Annotated in this window: 19 protein-coding genes and 1 pseudogene; 11 read left to right on the top strand and 9 right to left on the bottom strand. The window is 75.6% G+C overall.

Annotated elements, in window-relative coordinates:
• Positions 1–30: 30 nt before the first annotated feature.
• Positions 31–1,173 (bottom strand): glycosyltransferase family 4 protein, encoded by a 1,143-nt coding sequence (locus tag ACFCX4_RS18480; RefSeq protein ID WP_376143625.1) that lies wholly within the window; start codon positions 1,171–1,173, stop codon positions 31–33.
• Between the two features lie 573 nt (positions 1,174–1,746).
• Here ACFCX4_RS18480 and mscL point away from each other — a divergent pair.
• The 4 genes from mscL (at position 1,747) to ACFCX4_RS18460 (ending at position 7,198) form a co-directional block, all read left to right on the top strand.
• Positions 1,747–2,220: a large conductance mechanosensitive channel protein MscL gene (mscL, locus tag ACFCX4_RS18475; protein ID WP_376143624.1), complete on the top strand. Its 474-nt coding sequence runs from the start codon at positions 1,747–1,749 to the stop codon at positions 2,218–2,220.
• A gap of 345 nt (positions 2,221–2,565) precedes the next feature.
• The gene (locus tag ACFCX4_RS18470) at positions 2,566–3,363 is read left to right on the top strand and encodes a DUF6643 family protein (protein ID WP_376143622.1); all 798 of its coding nucleotides are present in this window, start codon (positions 2,566–2,568) and stop codon (positions 3,361–3,363) included.
• Positions 3,364–3,634: 271 nt separating this feature from the next.
• The gene (locus tag ACFCX4_RS18465; RefSeq protein WP_376143620.1) at positions 3,635–4,513 is read left to right on the top strand and encodes an MOSC domain-containing protein; all 879 of its coding nucleotides are present in this window, start codon (positions 3,635–3,637) and stop codon (positions 4,511–4,513) included.
• 279 nt (positions 4,514–4,792) lie between these two features.
• Positions 4,793–7,198: a right-handed parallel beta-helix repeat-containing protein gene (locus ACFCX4_RS18460; RefSeq protein ID WP_376143618.1), complete on the top strand. Its 2,406-nt coding sequence runs from the start codon at positions 4,793–4,795 to the stop codon at positions 7,196–7,198.
• A gap of 82 nt (positions 7,199–7,280) precedes the next feature.
• Here the strand turns inward: ACFCX4_RS18460 and ACFCX4_RS18455 are convergent, their stop codons facing one another.
• Positions 7,281–8,399 carry a PLP-dependent cysteine synthase family protein gene (locus tag ACFCX4_RS18455; RefSeq protein WP_376143616.1) on the bottom strand — a complete coding sequence of 373 codons (1,119 nt, stop codon included), beginning with the start codon at positions 8,397–8,399 and terminating at the stop codon, positions 7,281–7,283.
• A gap of 192 nt (positions 8,400–8,591) precedes the next feature.
• Positions 8,592–9,770, bottom strand: a complete 1,179-nt coding sequence (locus tag ACFCX4_RS18450) for an ROK family protein (RefSeq protein ID WP_376143629.1) — start codon at positions 9,768–9,770, stop codon at positions 8,592–8,594.
• A 116-nt stretch (positions 9,771–9,886) separates the two neighbouring features.
• Here ACFCX4_RS18450 and ACFCX4_RS18445 point away from each other — a divergent pair, with 116 nt between their 5' ends.
• The 3 genes from ACFCX4_RS18445 to ACFCX4_RS18435 all read left to right on the top strand — a co-directional run bounded on the left by ACFCX4_RS18445 (position 9,887) and on the right by ACFCX4_RS18435 (position 12,149).
• A complete protein-coding gene (locus tag ACFCX4_RS18445) occupies positions 9,887–11,161 on the top strand; it encodes an MFS transporter (protein WP_376143614.1) in 1,275 nt (424 codons plus the stop codon).
• 125 nt (positions 11,162–11,286) lie between these two features.
• The gene (locus ACFCX4_RS18440; protein ID WP_376143613.1) at positions 11,287–11,583 is read left to right on the top strand and encodes a hypothetical protein; all 297 of its coding nucleotides are present in this window, start codon (positions 11,287–11,289) and stop codon (positions 11,581–11,583) included.
• Positions 11,580–12,149 (top strand): HutD family protein, encoded by a 570-nt coding sequence (locus tag ACFCX4_RS18435; protein WP_376143611.1) that lies wholly within the window; start codon positions 11,580–11,582, stop codon positions 12,147–12,149. Before ACFCX4_RS18440 ends, ACFCX4_RS18435 begins: the two co-directional genes overlap by 4 nt.
• 96 nt (positions 12,150–12,245) lie before the next feature.
• On the opposite strand, the gene ACFCX4_RS18430 is transcribed toward ACFCX4_RS18435, so the two are convergent.
• Positions 12,246–13,013 carry an acyltransferase gene (locus ACFCX4_RS18430; protein WP_376143609.1) on the bottom strand — a complete coding sequence of 256 codons (768 nt, stop codon included), beginning with the start codon at positions 13,011–13,013 and terminating at the stop codon, positions 12,246–12,248.
• Positions 13,014–13,230: 217 nt separating this feature from the next.
• Between ACFCX4_RS18430 and ACFCX4_RS18425 the strand changes: the two genes are divergently transcribed.
• The gene (locus ACFCX4_RS18425) at positions 13,231–13,986 is read left to right on the top strand and encodes a maleylpyruvate isomerase family mycothiol-dependent enzyme (RefSeq protein WP_376143608.1); all 756 of its coding nucleotides are present in this window, start codon (positions 13,231–13,233) and stop codon (positions 13,984–13,986) included.
• A 30-nt stretch (positions 13,987–14,016) separates the two neighbouring features.
• Here ACFCX4_RS18425 and ACFCX4_RS18420 read toward each other — a convergent pair whose 3' ends face one another.
• Both ACFCX4_RS18420 and ACFCX4_RS18415 read right to left on the bottom strand, forming a co-directional pair.
• Positions 14,017–14,790 (bottom strand): enoyl-CoA hydratase family protein, encoded by a 774-nt coding sequence (locus tag ACFCX4_RS18420; protein WP_376143606.1) that lies wholly within the window; start codon positions 14,788–14,790, stop codon positions 14,017–14,019.
• Between the two features lie 173 nt (positions 14,791–14,963).
• A pseudogene (locus ACFCX4_RS18415) lies at positions 14,964–15,517 on the bottom strand (Uma2 family endonuclease); the annotation flags it as partial.
• Between the two features lie 113 nt (positions 15,518–15,630).
• On the opposite strand from ACFCX4_RS18415, the gene ACFCX4_RS18410 reads away from it, so the two are divergent.
• Both ACFCX4_RS18410 and ACFCX4_RS18405 read left to right on the top strand, forming a co-directional pair.
• Positions 15,631–16,047, top strand: a complete 417-nt coding sequence (locus ACFCX4_RS18410; protein WP_376143627.1) for a RidA family protein — start codon at positions 15,631–15,633, stop codon at positions 16,045–16,047.
• 226 nt (positions 16,048–16,273) lie between these two features.
• Positions 16,274–18,571, top strand: a complete 2,298-nt coding sequence (locus ACFCX4_RS18405) for a glycosyl hydrolase family 18 protein (RefSeq protein ID WP_376143604.1) — start codon at positions 16,274–16,276, stop codon at positions 18,569–18,571.
• Between the two features lie 83 nt (positions 18,572–18,654).
• Here the strand turns inward: ACFCX4_RS18405 and ACFCX4_RS18400 are convergent, their stop codons facing one another.
• Complete coding sequence (locus tag ACFCX4_RS18400) at positions 18,655–19,902, bottom strand: geranylgeranyl reductase family protein (RefSeq protein WP_376143602.1); 1,248 nt, start codon at positions 19,900–19,902, stop codon at positions 18,655–18,657.
• 235 nt (positions 19,903–20,137) lie between these two features.
• Between ACFCX4_RS18400 and ACFCX4_RS18395 the strand changes: the two genes are divergently transcribed.
• Entirely contained in the window at positions 20,138–21,502 is a 1,365-nt protein-coding gene (locus ACFCX4_RS18395) for a dipeptidase (RefSeq protein WP_376143600.1), read from the top strand.
• Between the two features lie 256 nt (positions 21,503–21,758).
• On the opposite strand, the gene ACFCX4_RS18390 is transcribed toward ACFCX4_RS18395, so the two are convergent.
• Positions 21,759–22,595 (bottom strand): DUF4184 family protein, encoded by an 837-nt coding sequence (locus ACFCX4_RS18390; RefSeq protein WP_376143598.1) that lies wholly within the window; start codon positions 22,593–22,595, stop codon positions 21,759–21,761.
• Between the two features lie 161 nt (positions 22,596–22,756).
• Complete coding sequence (locus ACFCX4_RS18385; protein ID WP_376143596.1) at positions 22,757–23,824, bottom strand: NUDIX domain-containing protein; 1,068 nt, start codon at positions 23,822–23,824, stop codon at positions 22,757–22,759.
• Positions 23,825–24,220: the final 396 nt, after the last annotated feature.

The following is a 24,220-nucleotide window of genomic DNA, read 5'->3' as shown; positions in this document are numbered from 1 at the left end:
AGCGCACCCGGCCCGGCGCACCGGGACGCGTCAGCCGCGTCCGGCCGGACCGCCCGGTCCGTCCCGTTCGCAGACCTCGCTGAACAACCGCTGCCAGGCGTCGGCGACCACGTCGAACTCGCAGTGGGCGAGGGCGTGGGCGCGGGCGGCGGCGCCGAGGCCGGTGCGGTCGCCCGCCAGCACCTTGGCCAGCGCCTCGGCGAGGGCGGGCGGGTCGCCGGGGGCGACCAGCGCTCCCGTGGTGCCGTCCCGGAGCACCGAGCTGACCCAGCCGACATCGGTGGCGACGGCCGGCAGGCCGGCCAGCGCCGCCTCGATCACCACGCCGGGAACGCTCTCGCTGTCACTGCTGAGCAGGATGGCGTCGGCGGCGTGGTAGAGCGGGGTCGGGTCGGCGAGGATGCCCAGGAAGTGGGTCCGGGCGGCGGCGGGATGTCGTTCCAGGGCTGTTCGTTGCGGGCCGTCCCCGACGACGGCGAGCCGCACGTCGGGGAGCCGGTCGAGGGCGTCGAGGGCGAGGTCGAGGCGTTTCTCCTGGGCGATCGGACCGATCCAGGCGACCAGCAGGCCGTCCGGCGGCAGGCCCAGCGACTGCCGGGCGGCGCGCCGCTCGGCCTTGCCCCGGGCGGGCGGATAGTGGTCGGCGGAGCGGGCGTTGGGGATGGTGTGCACCGTTCCGGCGGGCAGCCGGAAGCGTTCGACGAGCAGTTCGCGGGCCTCGTCGGCGAGCGTGGTGACGGCGGCGGCGCGGTGCATCATGACGCCGGTGCGCAGCCGGCGGACCGGGCCGGCCGTCCAGCGCCGGGGGTCCCCGACGGAGGCGTAGACGAACGGGGTGCGGGCGCCGGCGAGGGCGAGGGCGCAGGAGGAGAGGGTGGCGGATCCGTGGGCGACCACGAGGTCGGCGGTGCGCGCGGCGGTGCGCAGGGCGGCGAGGGTGCGGGGGTGGAACCGGCCGGGGCCGAGCACGGCGGTGGCCCGGGTCTCGGGGGCGTCCGGGTGGGCGTCGGGGTGCGGGGCGAGGGCGCGCAGGGCGGAGGCCTGGCCCCGGCGGCGCAGTTCGTGGTGGAGGTCACGGGCGAGGTTCTGCGGACCGCTGCGGCGCGGGTCCGAGATGAGGTGGAGGATGCGGGGGCGGGTTCCGGCCGTCCTGACCGGTGTCGCTTCAGGCATGGGAACGACCTTGGCACAGCCTCCGGCCAGGGACGACCCCTTCGCGCAACCCGGTGGTGGTCCGCAGGTCAGCACTGGTACCCCGAAATGGCACCGAACGGCGGCCGTCGCACGCCCCCTCAGGGGCCGACGCGCCCCATTCCGAGCCTTGGTACGCCCCCTGACGATCCGACAGGCGTTCGCCGGCGCCACCGTGCGCCCCCTCCGACAAAAATACCGGCCGGAACCCTCCGGCGGACCGCCGGGCCGAGCACCGGTCAGGACTCCGCTCCGGACCGTGGCCGCAAGCGCCCGGGCGGACGGGGCCGGGCGACGGGCCGGCGGGGCGCGCGTTCCGCACGACCGGCGGCCCGGGCCGGCCGGCCGCCCCCGCGCTCGCGTCCCCGTCCACCCGCGCACGGTCGGCCCGTACGCGGAGCGCCCGCGCGCCGCCCGGGCACCCGGCGCGGGGCCGGATCCCCGTTAGCCGGATCGGGTGAACGCGGTTGGACCACGGGGCCACCCGGTCGGCAGGATGTCCGGCCGGGGCCGCGGTTCCGGCCCACCCTCCCCCGTACGGATTTGGAGTTCCCGGTGCTCAAGGGATTCCGCAGCTTCCTGCTGCGTGGAAACGTCGTCGACCTCGCGGTCGGCATCGTGATCGGCGCGGCCTTCACGGCCGTGGTCACCGGGTTCGTGACGGCGTTCCTCACCCCGCTGATCGGGGTGGCGACGGGCGCGGTCGGCGACTTCACCCAGAAGACCTTCACGGTGGCCGGCACCCGGTTCCCGTACGGCGTCTTCGTCAACGCGGCGATCGGCTTCGTGCTCGTCGCCGCGGTCATCTACTTCGTCGTGGTGGTGCCGGTCGGCCGGCTCCAGACCCGGCTGGAGGGCGCCAAGCCGGCGCCGGTGGCCAAGGCCGACTGCCCCGAGTGCCTGAGCACCATCCCGGCCGCGGCGGTGCGTTGCTCGTTCTGCACCTCCGAGGTGGCCGGCCGGCCGGGCTTCCCCACCCAGGCCGGCCCCGCCGGGGAGGCCTCGCCGGAGGCCGCTCCGGCGCGCTGACCAGCACCGCGATTGTTCTGACGGGGACCTTATCCCCGAAACATTCACGAGCCCCCGCCGTGCCGTCGGCGGGGGCTCGAACGCGCCGTCGCACGCCCCGCCCGCAGAAGTTTCTTCGACGGTCCCCGAACCGTCCACCGGCCTGTCACCGCACGGGGCTTCGCCCCCCGCGTCCGGGTGCCGTTCGACCCCCGGGACACTCCGGACCGTGGCCGGAACTCATCGCCGGAATGTCCGTTCTTCCCACTTTCGAAACCTTTGTTCGGGCGAAGCTTGTGTAAACACTCGAACTGCTCCGCCTCCCAGTCTCCTCAGCAGGCTCGTTGTGGGCTTACCGTATGCCCCATGACCTCGCCCCGCTCCTACGACGGAGTCGGCTACCCCTCTCCGTCTTTCTCCTCCGGCACGCCCATCTACGACAGCCTCGTCGCAGAGCGCGGTGTCCCGCAGATCGCGCCCATCAACGTGCCGGCCGCCCTGCCGCCGGCCCTGTCGTCGGGATACGGATCCGGCCTGTCCGGCCCGTCCTACGAGAACAACCGCTACGGCACCGGGTACGACAGCCCCGGCGGCAACCTCCCCGCCCTGCCGCCGGCCCGCCTCGCCCTGGGCCCCGGCCCGAGCAGCGCGCCGTCCTCCGGCCCGGCCACCGCGTACATCCCGGCGCAGCCCGCCCCCGCCTACGCCGCCGCGCCCCAGCCGCCGGTCCCCGGTTACGGCGGTCCGCAGCCGTACCTGCCGGGCCAGCGCCCGCAGGCCCCGGCGCCGGGCTTCACCCAGGCGGCCACCGGTGGGTACCAGCCGTCCGGCGGCCAGAGCTTCGGCGGCCAGAACACCTTCGTCGGCGGCCACGGCGGCCCGCAGACCTTCGGTGCGCAGCCGGCCGGCGGTCCGGGCGGTCCGCAGGGGATGGGCGGCCAGCACGGCCCGCAGTCCTTCGGCGGCCCGCAGGGCTTCGCCGGCCAGGGCGGTCAGCCCGGCGGTTTCGGCGGCTCCGGCGACCAGTCCTTCGGCGGCGCCCAGCTGCGCCCGGCGGTCTCCCCGGTCGCCCCGGTCCGCCCGATGCAGCCGCAGCGGCCCGGCCCGTACGGCGAGCCCGGCCAGTTCCAGCAGGGCTACCAGCCGCAGGCGCAGGGCTACTGACGCACCGGGCCGGCCCCGCCGGCCCCCACCCGCACCACCTAGCACCACCCGGCGCACCCACATCCGCCGGGCGTACGGAGAAACGGGTCATCCACGGACCGCCCGACCGGCGTTCCGGGCGGTCCGTGCGCGTCCGGGCACCGGCCCGGCCTGCCGGGGCACTCCCCGGCCCCTCCGGGCAACGGCGCCGCCGCCCCCGCCACCGGCGGGTCCCGGCCACCCGCGCCGACGTGCCTGCCGCCGCCCGGGGCCCGGCTGGCAGGATGGGGGGATGCAGCTCACCGGACTCCACGTCTACCCCGTCAAGTCCATGTACCGTCTGAGCCCCGAGAGCGCCCGCGTCGAGCCGTGGGGCCTGGCCGGTGACCGGCGCTGGATGCTCACCGATGCCACCGGCCGGTTCGTCAGCCAGCGCGAGAACACCGCCCTCGGCCGGATCCGTGCCGAGCTCACCCCCGCCGGCGCCCTGGTGCTCACCGCCCCCGGCGGCGCCCGCACCGAGGTGCCCGCCCCCTCCGTCGCGGCCGGGGACCCGATCGCGGACGTCGAGGTCTGGGGCACCCGCTTCTCCGCCGCCGAGGCCGGCAAGGAGGCCCGGCTGTGGCTGGCCGAGCACCTCGGCGACTACCGGCTGGTGCACCTGGACGACCCGCGCGCCCGCCCCGTCGACCCGGACTTCTCCGCCCCCGGCGACACCGTCTCGATGGCCGACGGCTTCCCCCTGCTGCTCACCACCACCGGCTCGCTGGCCGAGCTCAACGCGCTGATCGCCGCCGAGCACCCGGACGTCGCGGAGCAGCTGCCGATGGAGCGGTTCCGCCCCAGCGTGGTGGTCTCCGGCAGCGAGCCCTGGGCGGAGGACGGCTGGCGGCGGATCCGGATCGGCGAGCTGACCTTCCGGGTGGTCAAGCCCTGCGGGCGCTGCGTGGTCACCACCACCGACCAGGAGAGCGGCGAGCGGCGCGGGCCGGAGCCGCTGCGCACCCTGGCCCGGCACCACCGGCTGCTGAAGAAGGCCGCGTTCGGGCAGAACCTGATCCCCGAGCGGCCCGCGGGCGTCGAGGGCGACGTCCTGGGGACGCTGCGCCTCGGCGACGGGGTCGAGGTGCTGGAGGACGGCGCGCACTGGCCGGCCGACCGGAACCTCTGACCGCTCCGCGGGCTCCCGCCGCCGTCACCCCGCGTGCCCGCACCCGCGTCCCGGAACCGGACGTGTGCGCGCTCGTTGAAGCATGTGGTGAACCCGCGACGGCCGCCGGTCCCGCCCGCCGCCGGGCGGCGGGAGCACCCGCGCGGGCGCGCTACGGTGGGCGGACGACCCGCGCACCCCGGTGCGCCGCGTCCGGGCGCGCCTCGCCGACGGCGCCGCGTCCGCGTGCGTCCGGTCCGCAGATCGCCGGCTCGATGAAGGTGGGGACGACAGACCGTCATGGCTGAGCACAGGGTCCGGGTCACCCAGGACAGCGCATCCCGCTGGCGGCGCCGCGCCGGCGAGTACGACACGCTCGCGGAGGCCCTGGCGGCCGCGGAGCCGGGCGACACGGTGACCGTGCGGCCGGGCACCTTCCGGGAGAACGTCGTCGTCGACAAGGCGGTCACGCTCGTCACGGCCGAGGGCCCCGGCAGCGTGCGGATCGACCCGCCCGGCGGGGTCGCGCTCACCGTCACGGCCGCGGCGACCGTGCGCGACCTGGTGATCGAGGGCAGCGACCGGTCCGCCCCGGCCGTGCTGATCACCGGGGAGGACGCCACGCCCTCGCTCGCCGGCTGCCGGGTGGAGAGCCACTCGGCGGCCGGGATCGAGGTGACGGACGGCGCCCGGCCCGCCCTCCGGGGCTGCGTGGTCGCCAATCCGGACGGGCTCGGGCTGCGGCTGCGCGGCGCCGGCACCGCCGCCGCGTTCGAGGACTGCGAGGTGGCCGCCGCCGGCCAGGCCGGACTGGCGGTGCTGGGGGGCGCGACCGCCGCCCTGGAGCGCTGCCGGGTGCACCATGCCACCGGTGCGGGCGTGCTGCTGTCCGATCCGGGCAGCGCGGCCGAACTGACCGGCTGCGAGATCTACGAGATCCGCGGCAGCGGGGTGCAGGCCGAGGCCCACGCCGGGGGCCGGCTGGTCGACTGCGCCATCCACCGGGTCACCGGCAACGGGCTGACGCTGGACAGCGAGGCCGAGCTGGTGCTGACCGGATGCCGGGTGCACGACCTGCCGGAGAACGCCGCCGACCTGCGCGGCCGGGCCCGGCTCAGCCTCGTCCACTCCACCGTGCGGGACTTCGGGCGCGGGGCGCTCTCGGTCTGGGACCAGGGCACCGAGGCGAGCGCCGAGTCCTGCCAGATCCACGGCTCCAACGGCGAGTACCCGGCGCTCTGGGTCAGCGACGGCGCCCGGCTCACGCTCACCGACTGCGCGCTGCACGACCTGCCGGACGCGCTGTTCGTCCTGGACCGCGACTCCGCCGCGGTCGCCGAGGGCTGCTCGTTCAGCCGGATCCGCAGCTCGGCGGTGTCGGTCAGCGGCGGCGCGACGGTCACCCTGACCGGCTGCCGGGTCCAGGAGGCGGGCACCGGGCTGTGGTTCCGCGACCACGGCAGCGGTGGCTTGCTGACCGGCTGCGAGATCTCCGACGTGGCGACCGGGGTGATCGTCACCAAGGGCGCCGACCCGGTGCTGCGGGACTGCACGATCCGGGCCGGCTCGGACGCCGGCGTCTACGTCTCCGCCCAGGGCCGGGGCACCTTCGAGGACTGCCGGGTCTCGCACGGCAAGGGCTTCGGCTTCCACATCATCGACGGCTGCCGCACGGTGCTGACCCGGTGCCGGACCGAGCAGAACGAGCGGGCCGGCTTCGAGTTCTCCGAACCCGGACCGGTCGTCGAGGGCTGCACCTCGGACGACGTGTCGGCCGGGCCCGCCCCCGCCGCCGACCTCCCCGCCCCGCGCACCCAGCTGACGGCCGGTGCCGCCTCCCTGGCGTCCGCCGCGCCCGCCCCCGCCGTGATCGGCCCGATCCCGGACTGCCGGCCGGCCGACGAGGCGCTCGCCGAGCTCGACGAACTGGTCGGCCTGGCCACCGTCAAGCAGGAGGTCCGCACGCTGATCGACCTCATCTCGGTCGGCCGGCGGCGCCGCCAGGCCGGGCTCAAGGCGCCCTCGCTCCGCCGCCACCTGGTCTTCACCGGCGCACCCGGCACCGGCAAGACGACGGTCGCCCGGCTCTACGGCGAGATCCTGGCCTCGCTCGGCGTGCTCCAGCGCGGCCACCTGGTCGAGGTGGCCCGGGTGGACCTGGTCGGCGAGCACATCGGCTCGACCGCGATCCGCACCGCCGCCGCCTTCGACCGGGCGCGCGGCGGGGTGCTGTTCATCGACGAGGCGTACGCGCTCGCCCCGGAGGACGGCGCCCGCGACTTCGGCCGGGAGGCGATCGACACCCTGGTGAAACTGATGGAGGACCACCGGGACGAGGTGGTGGTCATCGTGGCCGGCTACACCGCAGAGATGGAGCGTTTCCTCACCGCCAACCCCGGTGTCTCGTCCCGCTTCTCGCGGACCATCACCTTCCCCGACTACTCGGCCGGGGAGCTGCTGGAGATCGCCCGCGCCCAGTGCGCCGAGCACGAGTACGCGCTGGCCGACGCCACCGAACGGGCGCTGCTCGACCACTTCGCCGCGATCGAGCGCGGTCCCACCTTCGGCAACGGCCGCACCGCCCGCCAGGTCTTCGAGACCATGGTCGAACGGCACGCCGTGCGCGTCGCCCACCTCCCCGACCCGTCCACCGAGGACCTCCAGCTGCTCGTCCCCGCCGACCTCCCGGCCCCGCGGTCGGGCTAGGAACCGCCGGCCCGCCGGGCGACGCGGCCGGCGGGGCACCGGGGCGACCGGGGCGACGCGGCCGGCGGGAGCAGCGGGCCGGTCAGCCCGTCCAGGCCCCACCGGCCAGGAAGGACTCAAGGCCGGCCCGGTAGGGGGCGATGTCGATCCGCTCGCCCGCCAGCCAGTCGTCCGAGTAGTACTTGTCGAGGTAGCGGTCGCCCGGGTCGCAGATCAGGGTGACCACGCTGCCGTGCTCCCCCGCGGCCCGCATCTGGGCGACGATCCGCAGCGCGCTCCACAGGCCGGTCCCGGTGGAGCCGCCCGCCTTCCGGCCGAGCACCCCCTCCAGCACCCGGACGGCGGCGATCGAGGCGGCGTCCGGGACCCGCATCATCCGGTCGATCGCCCCGGCCACGAAGCTCGGCTCCATCCGCGGCCGGCCGATCCCCTCGATCCGCGAGCCGCTCGCGCAGACCGCGTCCGGGTCGTCGCGGACCCAGCCGTCGAAGAAACAGGAGTTCTCCGGGTCGGCGACGCAGATCCGGGTGTCGTACTGCATGTAGTGGACGTAGCGGGCGATGGTCGCCGAGGTGCCGCCGGTGCCGGCGGTGGCCACGATCCAGGCCGGCTCGGGGTGCGGCTCCAGGCGCAGCTGGGCGAAGACCGACTCGGCGATGTTGTTGTTGCCGCGCCAGTCGGTGGCCCGCTCGGCGTAGGTGAACTGGTCCATGTAGTGGCCGCCGGTCTCCTCGGCGAGCAGGGCCGAGGCCTCGTACACCTCGTCCGGACGGTCCACCAGGTGGCACTCGCCGCCGTGGAACTCGATCAGGTCGATCTTGGCCTGGCTGGTGGACTTGGCCATCACCGCGATGAACGGCACGCCGACGAGCTGCGCGAAGTACGCCTCGGAGACGGCCGTGGAGCCGCTGGACGCCTCGATGACCGGCTTGCCGGGGCGGATCCAGCCGTTGCACAGCCCGTAGAGGAACAGCGAGCGGGCCAGCCGGTGCTTGAGCGAGCCGGTCGGGTGGGTGGACTCGTCCTTGAGGTAGAGGTCGATGCCCCACTCGGCGGGGAGCGGGAAGCGCAGCAGGTGGGTGTCGGCGGAGCGGTTGGCGTCCGCCTGGACCTTGCGGACCGCCTCCTTGAGCCAGCGCCGGTACTCCGGGTCGGAACGGTCCACGTCGACGGTGGGTTCGACGCTCGGTTCGGTCCGCATGCCACTCTCCTCGTGCGAGTCCTTGGAAGCCCCCCTCCGATTGCTCACTACGAGTGTACGGGCGTCACGATAAGTGACTTTAGGCGAGACTCCAGGCTCCGCTTATCGACGCCGGCCCGCACCTCCCGCCCCGGGAGCCCCCCACGGGGAGATCCGGCGCCCCGGGGACACCTGCCGCCCCGGGGACGCCGCTCATCCCGCGGGCACCGACTGCGGGTCCGCCAGGTACGGCAGCCAGCCCAGCTCGGCCGCCCCGGCCAGCGCGCTGTACGCCAGCTCGGCACCGACGATCGGCACCCGGCCGCTGCGCCCCCACAGGCTGCGCTCGGCGACGACGGCGCGCAGCCGCTCCGGCGCGGCCTCCAGCAGGTCCAGGTGCAGTCCGCTGAGCACCACCCGGTCCGGGTTGAGGATGTTGGCGACCCCCGCCAGACCGAGGCCGAGCCGGTCGATGACGTGTTCCACCGCGCCCCGGGCGCGCTCGTCGCCCGCGGCGGCGCGGCAGAGCTCGCGCGCCTGGTCGAGCAGCGGCCGGCCCGGCTCCGGCGTCAGCCCGGCGGCGGCGAACAGCGCGTCCGGGTCGGTCTCCGAGTTGAGGCAGCCCCGGTTGCCGCACTGACAGGGGCGGCCCTGCGGGTCGACGGTCAGGTGGCCGACCTCCAGGGCGAGTCCGGCGCTGCCGGTGTGCAGCCGGCCGTCGATGACCAGCGCGCCGCCGACCCCGCGGTGGCCGGAGGTGACCAGCAGCAGGTGCCGCGCGCCGCGGCCGGCGCCGTGCAGGTACTCGGCGAGGGCGGCCAGATTGGCGTCGTTGGCGATCGCGGTCGGCAGCGGGTGCAGCGCCCGCGGACCGTGGTCGGCGCGGCCCACCTCGACGTCGTAGAGGTCCGCGACCGGCGTGCCGCTGGGCCAGGCGAAGTGCAGCGCGGCGAGCGCCGTGCCGTCCGGCTCGGTGACCGGGTTGGGCAGCGCGAGCGCCGCGCCGAGACAGCGCCGTTCGGTGGCGCGGGCCAGTTCGGCGCCCGCCTGGGCGACCGCGCGCAGCATCCGTACCGGGTCGGTGGCGGCGGGCAGCGGCAGGTGGACCGGCGGGTCGAGCAGACCGCCGAGGCCGGCGAGGGTGACGCTCAGGCCGTCGGCGTGGATCTGCCCGGCGACCACCACCGGGCCGGCGGGGTCGATGGCGAGCCGGTGCGAGGGGCGGCCCCGGCCGCCGCCGGCCGGGCGGGAGTCGACCGTGATGAGGCCGAGCGCCTCCAGTTCGGCCGTGACGGCCCCGGCGGTGGCCCGGGTGACGTCGAGCGCCCGGGTGAGCGCCGAGCGGGTCGGGGCCCGTCCGGTGTGGATCAGCTGGAGCGCGGGGCCGAGCAGCGTCCGGCCTCGGTCGGGGGCCGCGCGGCGATGGGCGTCGCGCTGCGCGTCGGGGTCGGCCCCGGTTCCGGGCTTCGAACTTGAAGGTGAGAGCTGCACGCCCCTATTGTTACTTTGTGCCGCTCCGAAACAAAATCCGTCCCCACACTCCCGACGACCGGCGATCCTCCCAGTCTGGCAGCACCTCCGCACAATTCCCCACCCTCCCCGCCACCACCTCTGCCCTCCGGGGCGGAGTCCTGGCCTCCTGGGGCACCGCGCGGCTCGCCCTCACCGCCTTCTTCGCGGTCGACGGCCTCCTGTTCGCCGCCTGGGTCGTCCGCATCCCCGACATCCGCAGCCAGGTCAGCGCCTCGCACAGCGCGCTCGGACTGGCGCTGCTCTGCGTCTCGGCCGGCGCCGTCGCCACCATGCCGGTGGTCGGCCGGCTCTGCCTGCGGTACGGCTCCCGGCCGGTCACCGTCGCCTCGCTGGCCCTGCTCGCGCTGTCCGTACCGCTGCCCGCGCACACCCACTCGGTGGCGGCGCTCGGCGGCGTCCTGTTCCTCTTCGGCGCCGGCTACGGCGGGGCCAACGTCGCCATGAACAGCGCCGCCGTCGAGATCGTGGACGAGGTCGGCCGCCCGGTCATGCCGAGCTTCCACGCCGGGTACAGCCTCGGTGGCCTGCTCGGCGCGGGCGTCGGCGGCCTGCTGGCCGGTCCGCTCACCGCCGCGCAGTGGCTCGCCCTGGCCGGGCTCGCCGGGCTCGTGGTCACCGCGCTGGCAGGCGTCGCGCTGCTCCGCGGTCCGGCGGCGCGTCCGCCCGCCTCCACCCCCGCCGCCCCGTCCCCCAGCGCGTCCCCCACCGCCTCCCCCGGGCGGGTGCTCGTCGTCCTGCTCGGCCTCACCGCGCTCTGCACCGCGTACGGCGAGGGCGCCGTCGCCGACTGGACCACCCTGCACCTCACCGACGACGTCCACGCGAGCGCGCGGGTGGCCGCCGTCGGCTACGCGGCCTACGCGCTCGCCATGACCACCGGGCGGATCGGCGGCACCTGGCTGTCCGTCCGCCTCGGCCCGCACCGGGTGATGGTCCTCGGCGGGCTCACCGCGGCGGCCGGGATGCTCCTGGCGGCGCTGGCACCGCTGCTGCCGCTCGCCCTGGCCGGGTTCGTCCTGGTCGGGCTCGGGCTCGCCAACATCTTCCCGCTCGCCATCGCCCGGGCCGGCGCCCTCGGCGGCCCGCAGGCCGTCGCGTTCGCCTCGACGCTCGGGTACGGCGGGATGCTGATCGGACCGCCGGTGATCGGCTTCCTGGCCGACGCCACCGGCCTGCCGCTCGCCCTGACCACGGTGGCCGCCGCCGCGGCCGTCGCCGCCCTCCTCCCCCTGGCCGCCCGCCGGCGCTGAGGCCCGCCCGTTCCGGGGCCGCCTGTTCCGGGGCCCGCGGCCGGGCGGTGGCGTTCACCGGACGCGGACCCTCCGGCAAGCCGCGGTCAAGCGACGGACAAGGACCGGCGCCTACCGTCCGGTGCATGCGACCATCCGCACCGGCGCGCACGCCGGACCTGGCGGCCCTCACCGCCGCCGAGCTCGTCGCCCTCGCGCTCAGCACCGCCGCCGGGCGCCGTGCCGACGACCTCCCCGACCGGGCCGGGCCGCCGGGTGATCCCGGGCGCCCCGCCCGGCCGCCGGACGGTGAGGGCGGGCCGGCTCCCCGCCCCACCGGCCCCGCACCGCGCGGGGCCGGCACCGGCCCGGTCCCGGCCGGGAGGCTCCCCTCCCCCGCCCCCTCCCACCGCCCCACCCGCCGTGCGAGGATCGCGCCATGACGAACAGCACGGCACCGGTCCGGTTCCTCCGCGCCGCCGACCGGCCGGCCACGGCCTGGCGGAACGGCGGCGGGGTGACGCGCGAGATCGCCGGCCGGCCCGCGGGCGCCGGACTGGACGACTTCCGGTGGCGGGTCAGCCTCGCCGACGTCGCCGCCGCCGGGCCGTTCTCCGCGTTCCCCGGCGTCGACCGGGTGATCACCCTGGTCGAGGGCCCGGGCATGGCGCTCACCGTCGACGGCACCGAGCACGTCGTCGACGTGCCGCTGCGCCCGTTCGCCTTCTCCGGCGACGCGGCCACCGACTGCCGGCTGCTCGGTGGCCCCCTCGTCGACTTCAACGTGATGACCCGGCGCGGCCTCGCCACCGCCGACCTCGTCCTCGCCGAGCTGCCCCGCCCGGTCGTGGTACCGGCCGGGGCCACCGTCCTGCTGGTCTGCCTGTCCGGCGGCGCGGCCCTGGACGGCACTCCGCTCGACCGCTACGACGCGGCCCTGCTCACCGCCCCGGGCGTCCACGAGCTGCACCCCGACGGCGTCACCGCCGTCCTCACCGTCCGCGCCTGAGCGTCGGGGCGACGGCGGGTCCGACGACCGTCCCGGCGCGGTCCGACCCGCACCACGCCTGAGCGGTCCGCCCGGTCCACGGAGCGGGCGGACCGCTCAGGCGCCCGGTCCGCCCGTCTCTCCCGGCAGCCGCAGGTCCCAGCCGGCCAGCGCCCGCAGCTGCGCGACGGTCACGTCGTCCGTCAGCGGCCGCGGCGGCTCGCTGCGGAACGGCGGCTGCCAGCCGTCCTCCGCCGTCCACCGGCGCACCGCCTTCGCCGGGGCGCCCGCGACGACCGTGTGGTCCGGCACCTCGCCGCGCACCACCGAACCGGCCGCGACGACCACGTTGCGGCCCAGCCGGGCCCCGGGCAGGATCACCGCCCCGGTGCCGATCCAGCTGCCCGAGCCGATCTCCACCGGCTCGTTGCGCGGCCACTGCTTGCCGATCGGCAGGTCGGTGGCGCGGTACTCGTGCGCCTGGTCGGATATGTAGACGCCGGGGCCGGTCCACACGTCGTCGCCGAGCACGATCGACTGGTGGCCGACGATGTGGCTGTCGCGGCCGATCACGCAGCCGCCGCCGATCCGCACGATCGGCTCGGGCCCGAGGTCCAGGCCGGGCAGGAAACCCGCGCTGATGGTCACCCGCTCGCCGATGATCGAGAACGGACCGATGGTGATCCACTGCTCGTTGAACACCGCGCCGAGCGGGAAGGTCAGCTTCGTCCCCGCGCCCAGCTCGCGGAACCGGTACGGCCCGGGGTTGTCGCTGGACACCGCGCCGGCCCGCTGCACCCAGTGCCAGCCCCGGTGGACGAGCCGGCCCGCGGCGCGCCGACCGCCCGCCCGGGCGGTGCTGAACAGGGAACGCGTGATCGACATGCGCTCACGTTACCGGTCCGTACGGTCGGCCCGGCGGCGAGGCGGCCAAGGTCACACGGCTGCCCGGCACCGTCCGCACCCGGAGCACCGCGGGCCGCCCGGCACCGGCCCGGCAGCCGTCCCGCCGACCCCTCCGCCCGTCCTCCCGCCCGTCCTCCCGCCGACCGTTCCGGGGTGCCGTGCCCCCGCTCCCACCGGTGCTGCCAGACTCCCCGTCATGGAGATCACCGCACACCTCGACGCCCTGCGCCGCGAGGGCGCCCTGCTCGCCGACGCCGCCGCCCGCACCGACCCCGCCGCCCCCGTCCCGACCTGCCCGGAGTGGCGGCTGCGCGACCTCGTGCTGCACACCGGCCGGGTGCACCGCTGGGTGACGGCCATCGTCGGGGACCGGCTCCCGGCCCCGCTGGACGCCGAGGGCGAGCGCGCCGTCGGGGAGCCGCAGCCCGGCGACGCCGAGCTGGTCGACTGGTTCCGCGCCGGCCACGCGGCGCTGCTCGACACGCTCACCGCCGCTCCGGCCGACCTGGACTGCTGGACCTTCCTGCCGGCACGGAGCCCGCTCGCCTTCTGGACCCGCCGCCAGGCGCACGAGACCGCCGTGCACCGCGTCGACGCCGACTCCGCGGCGGGCACCGAGGGACCGCGCACCGACCCGGAGTTCGCCCAGGACGGGGTCGACGAGCTGCTGAGCGGCTTCCTCACCCGGGGCCGCTCCGGGGTCCGCAGCGAGCGGCCCCGCACCGTGCAGGTCCGCGCGAGCGACGGCCCCGGCCGCTGGCTGCTGACCATCAGCCGGGAGCCGCTCGCCGTCGAACCCGCCGAGAAGCCGGCCGACCTGACGATCACCGGCCCGGCCCACGACCTCTACCTGCTGCTCTGGAACCGCCTGCCGACCGGCGCCGGGCAGGTGACCACCACCGGGGACGACTCCCTGCTGGAGCTGTGGCGGGAGGCCGCGACCATCCGCTGACGCCCCGGGCGCGCCCGGCGGGCGGGGGCCTCAGCGCACCCAGCGCGCCGGGCGCTTCTCCAGGAACGACCGCATGCCCTCCTGTGCCTCCTCCGACCCGAACAGCCGCGCCGACAGCTCGACCAGCCCTTCGGCGTCCCGCTCGAAGGAGCGCACCACCTCGGCGTTGGCGAGCCGCTTGGACTGTTCGAGGCCCTGCGGCGAACCCAGCCGCAGGGCGTCCAGCAGGCCCTTGAGCACGACCGCGGCGGCCTCCGGCGAGTCGGCGGCCTGCGTGACCAGACCGATCCGGGCGGCCTCGGCGGCGTCGAAGACCTCCCCGGTCAGGTAGTAGCGGGAGGCCGCGCGGGGGTCGAGCTTGGGGCGCAGCGGCAGCGAGATGACGGCCGGCGCGAGGCCGAGCCGGACCTCGGTGAAGGCGAAGGTGGCGGCCGGACCGGCGACGGCCAGGTCGGCGGCGCCGACCAGCCCGAGCCCACCGGCCCGCACGTGCCCGTCGATCACGGCGATCACCGGCTTGGCGCAGTCCACGATCGCCCGCTGCAGTGCGACCAGCCCGCGCGGCGCGACGGCCGGGTCGGCGCCGGTCGCCTCCGAAAGGTCCGCCCCGGCGCAGAACACCCGGCCCGCGTGCGTCAGCACCACCACCCGCACCAGGGGGTCGGCCGCCGCCCCGGCGAGCCCGGCGGTCAGCTCGGCCATCAGCCGGGCGGAGAGCGCGTTGCGGTTGTGCGGCGAGTCGAGCGTCAGGGTGGTGACGGCGTCCTCGGTGGTGACGCGGACGAGGGGCGCTTCGCTGGTCATCGGTGCGGGCCTGCTTTCCGGCTGAGGGTGGGTCGGAACGGACGCCACCGCCGGTGAGCCGCGGCGCCCGCACGACTCTGACACGCCCACCCACCCCCGGACCAGCCCCCTCGGCCCCCTCCGCCCCCGCGCACCGACCGCGCCGGCCCCGCCCCGGGGTCGGAGCCGCGAGGGTCGAGGCCGAGGCCGAACGGTTCCGGCGGTGACACCGCCGTTCCGAACGGGTGCGGGCCCTCCTCGACCGCGTAGCCGAGCCGCGTGGGCTCACCGAACGGCGTGCAGGTCCGGTTCCGGCGGTCGACCAACAGGTAGAGCGGTGCGCCGTACCGGCCGTAGCGGCGGCGCTTGACCGTACGGTCGGTTCCGCGTTCGAGGGCGAGCCGACCGCCATCACCAGCAGGGTCCGGTCCGGGAGGAGCGCTCCCTCGGTCTTGGCCGCCAGGTCGGCCGGCACGACCACCGGATCGGGGACGTACCAGTTCTCCGAACCGGGAAGGTCGAGGTTGCCGGAGCCGGAGACCGGCCCGAGCTCCTCCAGCCGGGGGGTCAGCTGCCGACGGACGATGTCGGCGGCGCTCTCGTGCGCCCAGGACGGGGACATCGGAGTGATGGCTCCCTCGATGATCTCGGCGCGGTCGCCCGCGACGTGCTGGACCGCGTACTTCGGTGCCCGCTCGGGGTCGCTCACCGAGCTGTGGTCACCGGGGAGTCGAGGCGCGGTACTCACGAAGTGCTCTCCTTCCCTGCCGACCGTTCCCGTCACCGAAGGCGCGGGACCACAGCACCCTCCGTAAACCCCTGGAACGGCGGGGCGCCGGCCGTCACGATGGGCGCATGACCATGGAATCGCAGCGGAACACCCCTCACCTCACCCATATCGCGGAGCCGCCCGGGGTCGCGCCGGGGACGGGGTACACCCAGGTCGTCTCGGCGGCGGGGCGGCTGGTGGCGGTGTCGGGGCAGGTGGCGTTCGACGAGGAGCGGCGGCTGGTCGGGGAGGGGGATCCGAAGGCGCAGGCGCGGCAGGTGTTCGAGAACCTGCGGCGCTGCCTGGCGGCGGCCGGGGCGGACTTCTCGCACGTCGTGAAGCTGACGTACTTCGTCACCGACATCGGCCACCTGCCCGCCGTCCGCGAGGCGAGGAACGAGGCGATCGGGAGCCTGCCGCTGCCCGCGAGTTCGGCGGTGCAGGTCTCGGCGCTGTTCCTGCCGGAGGTGCTGATGGAGATCGAGGCCCTGGCGGTGGTGCCGGAGTAGCGGAGGGACGGCCACCGGGCCGGGGCGCGCCGCCCGGGACCGGGCGCGCCCCGGCCCGCACGATCTTGTCAACTCACCAATGGTACAGACCTGTTGACGCATTGGTCTGTACCTCCTACAGTGCCCATGCCCCCGTCTCCCCACGGCGCGGGCATGTCACACCCCGCACCACCCCACGTACGGTTCTGCGTCACCCTGTCCAACCCCCACAGTCGCAGGGAGAACCATGTCCGTTCGATCCCGCGCGCGCCGAGGCCGCCACAGGCTCGTCGCGCTGCTCTCCGTCCTCCTCCTCCCGCTGGCCGCGATCACCGCGACGGCCACGCCCGCCAACGCGGCCGGGAAGCTCACCGCCGCCTTCACCAGCGAGAACAGCGGTTCCTGGTGGAAGGGCACCTACATCGTCCGCAACGACAACACCACCGCCGTCAACGGCTGGACCCTGGAGTTCGACCTCCCGGCCGGCGTGACCATCCAGAACAGCTACAACGGCACCGCGACCGTCAACGGCCGCCACGTGACCGCCGTCGCCGCGTTCTACAACGCCAACGTCCCCGCGGGCCGGACCACCGAGCCGTACAGCTTCTGGTTCGTCGCCAACGGCCCGATCGCCGCGCCGACCGGCTGCCGGATCAACGGCGACAAGTGCGACGGCAGTTCGGACGTCCTGCCGTCCGCCCCGGGCACCCCGACGGTGACCGACTCGACCGCGCACACCCTGGCGCTGCGCTGGCCGGCCGCGACCGGCGGCGACTTCCCGGTCGCCTCCTACGAGGTGCTGAACGGCACCGCCGTGGTCGGCACCAGCACCACCACCGACACGGTGGTCTCCGGGCTGACCCCGGCGACCAGCTACACGCTGACCGTCCGGGCCAAGGACACCCGCGGCAACCTCGGTCCCGCGAGCGCGCCGGTCACCGCCTCCACCTTCGACCCGTCCACCGACCCGACGCCGCCCACCGCACCCACCAACCTGCGGACCACCGCGGTGGGTTCGAGCGACGTGACGCTCGCCTGGAACGCCGCCACCGACAACCTGAAGGTCGCCGCGTACGACGTCTACCAGGACGGCACGCTGGTCCGCACGGTCACCGGCTCCACGCTGACCGCGGCCGTCGGCAGCCTCTCCCCGTCGACCTCGTACACCTTCACCGTCAAGGCCCGCGACGGCGCCGACAACGCCTCGCCCGCGTCCGCCGCGCTGAAGGTCACCACCTCCGACCTGGTCGGCACCGGCAAGTACGCCCGGGTCGGCTACTTCACCCAGTGGGGCATCTACGGCCGCCAGTACTTCGTGAAGAACCTCGACACCTCGGGCAGCGCCGCCAAGCTCGACGTCATCAACTACGCGTTCGAGAACATCGACCCGGTCAACCTCACCTGCATGGCGGGCGTCACCAAGGGCACCACGTCCAACCCGCAGGACCCCGACCAGGGCACCGGCTCGGGTGACGCCGACGCCGACTACGCGCGCCCGATGAGCGCCGCCCAGTCGGTCGACGGCGTCGCCGACGACGGCTGGGGCAAGCTGCGCGGCAACTTCAACCAGCTGAAGAAGCTCAAGGCCAAGTACCCGCACCTGAAGGTGGTCGCCTCGCTCGGCGGCTGGACCTACTCCAAGTACTTCTCCGACGCGGCGGCCACCGACGCGTCCCGGCAGAAGTTCGTCAAGTCCTGCCTCGACATCTGGATCAAGGGCAACCTCCCCGCCTACAACGGCGCGGGCGGCGACGGCGTCGCGGCCGGCATCTTCGACGGCATCGACATCGACTGGGAGTGGCCCGGCTCGCCCGACGGCCACGCCGGCAACCACTACAGCGCCAACGACAAGGACAACCTGACCGCGCTGCTGGCCGAGTTCCGCAAGCAGCTCGACGCGCTCGGCGGCTCGCACAAGCTGCTGACCGCCTTCACCCCGGCCGACCCGGTCAAGATCAACCAGGGCTGGGACCTCTCGAAGATCTTCAACTACCTGGACATCGCCAACATCCAGGGCTACGACTTCCACGGCGCCGGCAGCGACAACTCGTGGGAGCCCAACCGCGCCGGCCACCAGGGCAACCTCTACGTGGACGCCCAGGACCCCTACACCACGCACTTCAGCGTCGAGGGGGCCGTCAAGCCCTACCTGGACGCCGGGGTCAACCCGCGCAAGCTCACCATCGGCCTGGCCTTCTACGGCCGCGGCTGGCAGGGCGTCGCGGACGGCGGCGTCAAGGGCGAGTGGCAGAGCGCGACCGGCGCCGCGCCCGGCCAGTTCGCCGAGGAGGCCGGCACCCGCGGGTACAACAACCTGCTCACCACCTTCCCCAACCTCTCCGTCTACCACGACGAACAGTCCGTGGCGACCTACGGCTACACCGGAGCGGGCGGACAGTGGTGGACCTTCGACGACGCCTGGTCGATCAACAAGAAGACCGCCTGGCTCAAGTCGAAGGGCCTGCTGGGCGCGATGATCTGGGACATGACCGGTGACACCCCGGGCGGCACCCTGATCAACGCGGTCGACGGCGGCCTCAGGTAACCTCCGCACCCCGCGCACGCCGGGTGGAAGTGGTGGTGACCACTTCCACCCGGCTTCGTGCCGTCCGGGGACCGCGCGGCGGCTCAGCGCGAGGCGAGCGCCGCCAGACGGCGGGCCGAACGGTACTGACGGAGCACCTGGGCGAAGGTGGTGTGCCCCTGGGTGGTCCGGGCGAACGCCCGCCACGCCGGGTCGACCAGGCACACCGCCGCGTGGAACAGGTACGGCCTCCGCTCGAAGGCGTTCAGCATCTGCTTGCCGGCCCGCATCTCCACCCCCAGGCCCGCCTTGATCGCGAAGGCGTAGTTCAGCGCCTCGCGCCGCACGTCCGTGGCGGTGCCCGCCTCGGCCACCTTGACCGCCCACTCCCCGGCCAGCCGGCCCGAGCGCAGCGCGTACGAGATGCCCTCGCGGGTCCACGGCTCCAGCAGCCCGGCCGCGTCGCCGGCCACCAGGACCCGGCCGCGCGACAGCGGCGAGTCCTCGGCCCGGCAACGGGTCAGGTGCCCGGACTCGACGCTCGCCGGGAAGCCGGAGAGCCCCAGCCGCCGGATGTAGTCGGCCAGGTACTGCTTGGTGCGCTCGCCGTCGCCGCGCGCCGAGATCACCCCGACGGTGAGGCTGCCGGAGTCGGTCTTCGGGAACACCCAGCCGTAACTGCCGGGCAGCGGACCCCAGTCGAGGTGGATCCGGCCCGCCCAGTCGGCCGCGACGTCCGCCGGGACGGGGATCTCCGCCTCCAGACCGAGGTCGATCTGGTCGAACGAGACGCCGACGTGCCGGCCGATCCGGCTCGCGCTGCCGTCCGCGCCGACCACCGCGCGCGCCTCGAAGGTGCGCCCGTCGGCCGCGGTGACCAGCGCCGTCCGGTGCTCGCCGCCGCGCTGCTCCACCCCGGTGACGGTCACTCCGGTGACCAGCACCGCACCGGCCTGCTTGGCCGCCTGGACCAGCCGCAGGTCGAACTCGTCCCGGTTGACCAGCCCGAACAGCATCCGCGGCGAACGCCGGGTCCGGGTGAACCGCCCGCGGTAGGCGAAGGTGACGGCGTGCACCCGGTCCTGGAGCGGCAGCCGGAAGTCCGGCGGCAGGCTGTCCCGGGAGGGGCCGATGATGCCCCCTCCGCAGGTCTTGTACCGGGGGTGCTCGGCCTTGTCGAGCAGCAGCACGCGCCGGCCCTGCGCGGCGGCGGCGTGCGCGGCGGAGGAACCGGCGGGTCCGGCGCCGACCACGACGACGTCCCAGACGCCGTCCAGCGGGTCCGGCCGGTCCGGCCCGTCGGCCTCGGCGTCGAGCGGGCTACGAGAATCGGGGCTTCCGGAGTCAGTCACGGGCAACAATCCTATGCGGCCGGTCCCGCCGCCGTCGGCCGCACCCGCCCCGGACGCGCGGCGACCGGGCCGTGCCGCCCCGACGGGGGGCGGACCGGCCGGACCGGACGGGGCGCCGGCGGCCCGCTCGCCCGGGGACCGCCGGCCGGGGCCGCCTATGATCGGCGTTACCCCCCGTCAACGCCGTTCGCCCGGACCACCCCCCGGACGGGCCGGCCGTACTCCGGAGCACCCGATGCCGAAGCAGCCCCTGGCCGACGCCGTCCGGTCCCTCATGGACCGCGCCCGCACCGACCTCGCCGAACTGGTCGCCTTCCCCTCGGTCGCCGACCCGCGCCAGTTCCCGGCCGAGGAGTGCGAGAAGGCCGCCCGGTGGGTCGCCGACGCCTTCGCCGCCGAGGGCCTGACGAACATCCGGCTGCTGGACACCCCCGACGGCACCCGGTCCGTCTACGGGGAGCTCCCCGGCCCGGCCGGCGCCCCGACCGTGCTGCTCTACTCGCACTACGACGTCCAGCCCCCGCTCGACGAGGACGCCTGGCTCAGCCCCGCGTTCGAGCTCACCGAGCGCGACGGCCGCTGGTACGGGCGCGGCGCCGCCGACTGCAAGGGCAACATCCTCATGCACCTGACGGCCCTTCGGGCGCTGCGGCAGGCGGACGGCGGCTACCCGGTCGGCCTGAAGATCGTCGTCGAGGGTTCGGAGGAGCAGGGCACCGGCGGCCTGGAGCGCTACGCCGAGGCCCACCCCGAACTGCTCGCCGCCGACGCCATCGTGATCGGGGACACCGGCAACTTCGCCCCCGGCCTGCCCACCGTCACCGCCTCGCTGCGCGGCATGACCGTGGTCGACGTCTCGGTCCGCACCCTGGCGGGCAACCTGCACTCCGGCGCGTTCGGCGGCGCCGCCCCGGACGCGTTGCAGGCCCTGGTCAAGGTGCTCGCCTCGCTGCACGACGAGCACGGCGACGTCGCGGTGGCCGGTCTGACCGCGGACCAGAGCTGGGCCGGCGTGCAGTACCCCGACGAGCAGTTCCGCGCCGACGCCAAGGTGCTCGACGGCGTCGCGCTCACCGGCACCGGCACCGTCGCCGACCGGCTCTGGGCCCGTCCCTCGGTCACCGTCCTCGGCATCGACGCCCCGCCGGTGATCGGCGCCACCTCCTCCGTCCAGGCCTCCGCCAAGGCCTCGGTCAGCCTGCGGGTGCCGCCGGGCATGGACACCGCGGCCGCCCAGGAGCTGCTGGTCGCCCACATCGAGGCCCGGGTGCCGTTCGGCGCACGGGTCACCGTCGAGCGCCAGGGCAACGGCTCCGCGTTCAGCGCCGACATCTCCGGTCCGGCGTACGAGGCGATGGGCGCGGCGATGGCCGAGGCCTTCGGCACCCCGATGGTGGCCTCCGGCGAGGGCGGCTCGATCCCGCTCTGCAGCACGCTGCGCACCCTCTACCCGGAGGCCGAGATCATCCTGATCGGCGTCGAGGAGCCGACCACCCAGATCCACGCCGTCAACGAGAGCGTCGACCCGCTGGAGCTGGAGCGGATGGCCCTCACCGAGGCGCTCTTCCTGCGCCGCTACGCCGAGCTGCGCACCGGCTGACCCCGACCGGCCCCGGCTGACCCCGACCCCTCGCCGTCCGACCCCGCGGGCCCTCCCGGCCCGTGTGCCCCTCCCCGCTCCTGCGGCCCCGGAGGCACCGGCCTCACCGGCCGCACCTGGCCGCGCCGTCCACCGTGACGGCGCGGCCCGGTCGTCCGTGCCCGGACCGCGCTGCCGTGCGCCCGCGCGGAGCGGTACCGGCACGCCCCCGGTCCGAGCCCCGAACCACCCGCGCCCACCCACGCGCCGCCGGCCGCTACCCCCGCGCCGCCCGTGGAACGGCCGCGCCGCCCGCACCGGTCCGTCCGCCGGCCCCGGCCGGAGCACCGCGCAGCGCCACCGCCCTCCGGGACAGCGCCCACCCGGCCGCTCCGGTCACGAGACCGGCCCCCGCACCGAAGCACAGCTCCGCGAGCGGGCCGCGCCGCAGCGGCACGAGCCGGTGCACCACCCCGGCCACCGTGGCCGCGCCCAGCACCGCCGCACCCGCGCGCCGGGCCCGGTCCGACAGCTCGACCGCCGGACGGACCGGCTCCACCGCCCGGGCCGCGCGCACCGCGTACCCCGCCACCGCCGCCAGGCCGGGCACCGAGGTGCCGTACTGCAGCACCTCGTGGAGCGGCGGACCGCCGGCCACCGGCCGCTCCAGGGCCGGCACCAGACGGGACCCGAACCGCCCCCGGTGGGTGAAGCCGTCCCAGCCCACGTGGCTCGCCGCGCCGAGCGCCGCCGAGAAGGCGAACCACCCGAGGTCCGCGCCCGACGGGCGCCCGTGCCCGGCCCGGCGGACCGTCAGCGCCTCGGCCGCGCCCGCCCAGCGGTCCGGGAGCAGCGCGACCAGCGGTCCGCGCACCAGCCCGTGCCAGCCCGCCACCAGTGCGCCCGCGAGCAGCACGTCCACCGTCGGCACCGCCCACCAGCGGTGGGTCGGCCCGCCGTACCGGTACACCCCGGGCAGCAGCGACTCGGCGAAGAACGGCACGTCGGGCGCCAGTGAGCCGGCGACCAGCGCCGACCCGACCAGGGGCCCGCGCTCCCCGGCCAGGCGCAGCAGGGGCAGCACGGCGGCCGGGTGACTCGGTGTGAACGGCATGCCCCCATCCTGCCGCCGCCCGGCCCCGGCCGCCCCTGCCACGGGGAGACCGCGGCACGGACCGCCGCGGGGAGCCCCTCGACACCGACGGGACCGCGCGCCGGTTCCCGCGGGAGCCCTCACGGGAACCGCCGCCTCCCCGGGACGCGCCCGGAGCGTGCTCAGGCCGCCTCGGCGGTGGACGCCAGCCCCTCCGCCACCCGGCTCCCGGCCTCCAGGTACCGCAGCTCCCCGCAGCGGCGCGCCTCCAGCGCCGCCGCCAGCCGCCGGTGGCGGCCCGGGGGCAGCAGGCCGGCGGCCTCGTCCAGGCTGACGAACCGCCAGCCGCGCAGCTCCTCCTGCTGGAGCATCAGCCCCTGCCGGGCGGCGGCGTCCAGCAGCCCGCCGTCGTAGACCAGGCGCAGCCCGCCCCGGCGCGGTCCGGTGCGCGGCTCCCAGTCGACCGCGAGCAGCCGCAGCACGGCCGGGTCGAGCCGCAGGCCGAGCTCCTCGGCGGTCTCCCGCAGCGCGGCGTCGGTCGGTGCCTCGCCGCGTTCGACGACGCCTCCGGGGAACTCCCAGTCCGGCTTGTAGACCGGGTCGACGAGCAGCACCCGGTCCTGCTCGTCGAAGAACAGGACGGCGGAGGCCACGGTGTCCCCGGTCGGGTCGGGGCTCTGCACGATCGGACAGCGGGCCGAGCCGTCGCGCACCAGCTGGGCGAGCCGGACGGCGGTCTCGCGCGGGGTGAGGCCGGCGGTGTCGACGAGCCGGGCGTCCCGGCGCAGCCAGCGGCGCGCGGCGCGGTAGCGCGGCAGATGCTCCAGGCACCACTGGCGGATCCGTTCGCTGCGCTCCGGGTCCTCTGGGATCTCCTCCCGTTGGACAATGCGCTCACGCAGGATCGTTTCTTCAGGGTCCAGGACGAGGTGGTGCACGGCGATGCCGCTGGAGGCCAGCGACCCGAAGATCTCGTCCCGGTAGTCCTCCCTCAGCAGGGTCATCGGGACCACCAGCGGCCCGGGGACCTCACCGAGCAGCGCCGCCGCCGTCTCGGGCACCAGCCTCCGCCAGGCCGGCAGGTCCTGGAAGTCCGACACCGCCGCCATCCGGTCGGCCGGCAGCATCGCGCGCAGCCCGAAGCCCACCAGCTCGGGGTCGAACAGCATGCTGCCTGGCAGCAGCTCCACCAACTCGCGACAGGCACTCGTCTTGCCCGCCCCGAACGTGCCATTGATCCAGACGATCACTCACGCCCCCTGTTACTCGACCTCCCCCGGCGCCGTTCGCACCGGGCGGCGCCCCCGTCAGTCGAACCAGCGCCACCCCAGGGTGGTACCCCGGCCGCGCCGGTCCCCATACCTCCACGTCCGCCCGGCTCATGACGGTTCCCCGTTCCGTTTGACAGGGGCATGTGCCCTGTTCAGAGGGCCTGCGGCGATACCCGTACGACCCTCGCCACGCCGGAGCGCACCCCCGTGGACACCGGAGTCCGTGACGGCGCCGCGCGCCCCCGCCGCACCCCGCGCGCCCCACCGTGCGCACACCACCGTCCTCCCCCGCGCGGTCCCGCCGGTCCCGCCCTCCGTGGACCGCGGCCCCGGGGCGGGGCGCCGCCGGTGCCCGGGCCTCCACGACCCGGGCAC

Origin of the sequence: Kitasatospora sp. NPDC056327 (assembly GCF_042261735.1) — a bacterium.
Lineage (GTDB): Bacteria > Actinomycetota > Actinomycetes > Streptomycetales > Streptomycetaceae > Kitasatospora.
The sequence above is the reverse complement of the archived record's forward strand: the minus strand, read 5'-3'. Positions and strand labels throughout refer to the sequence as shown.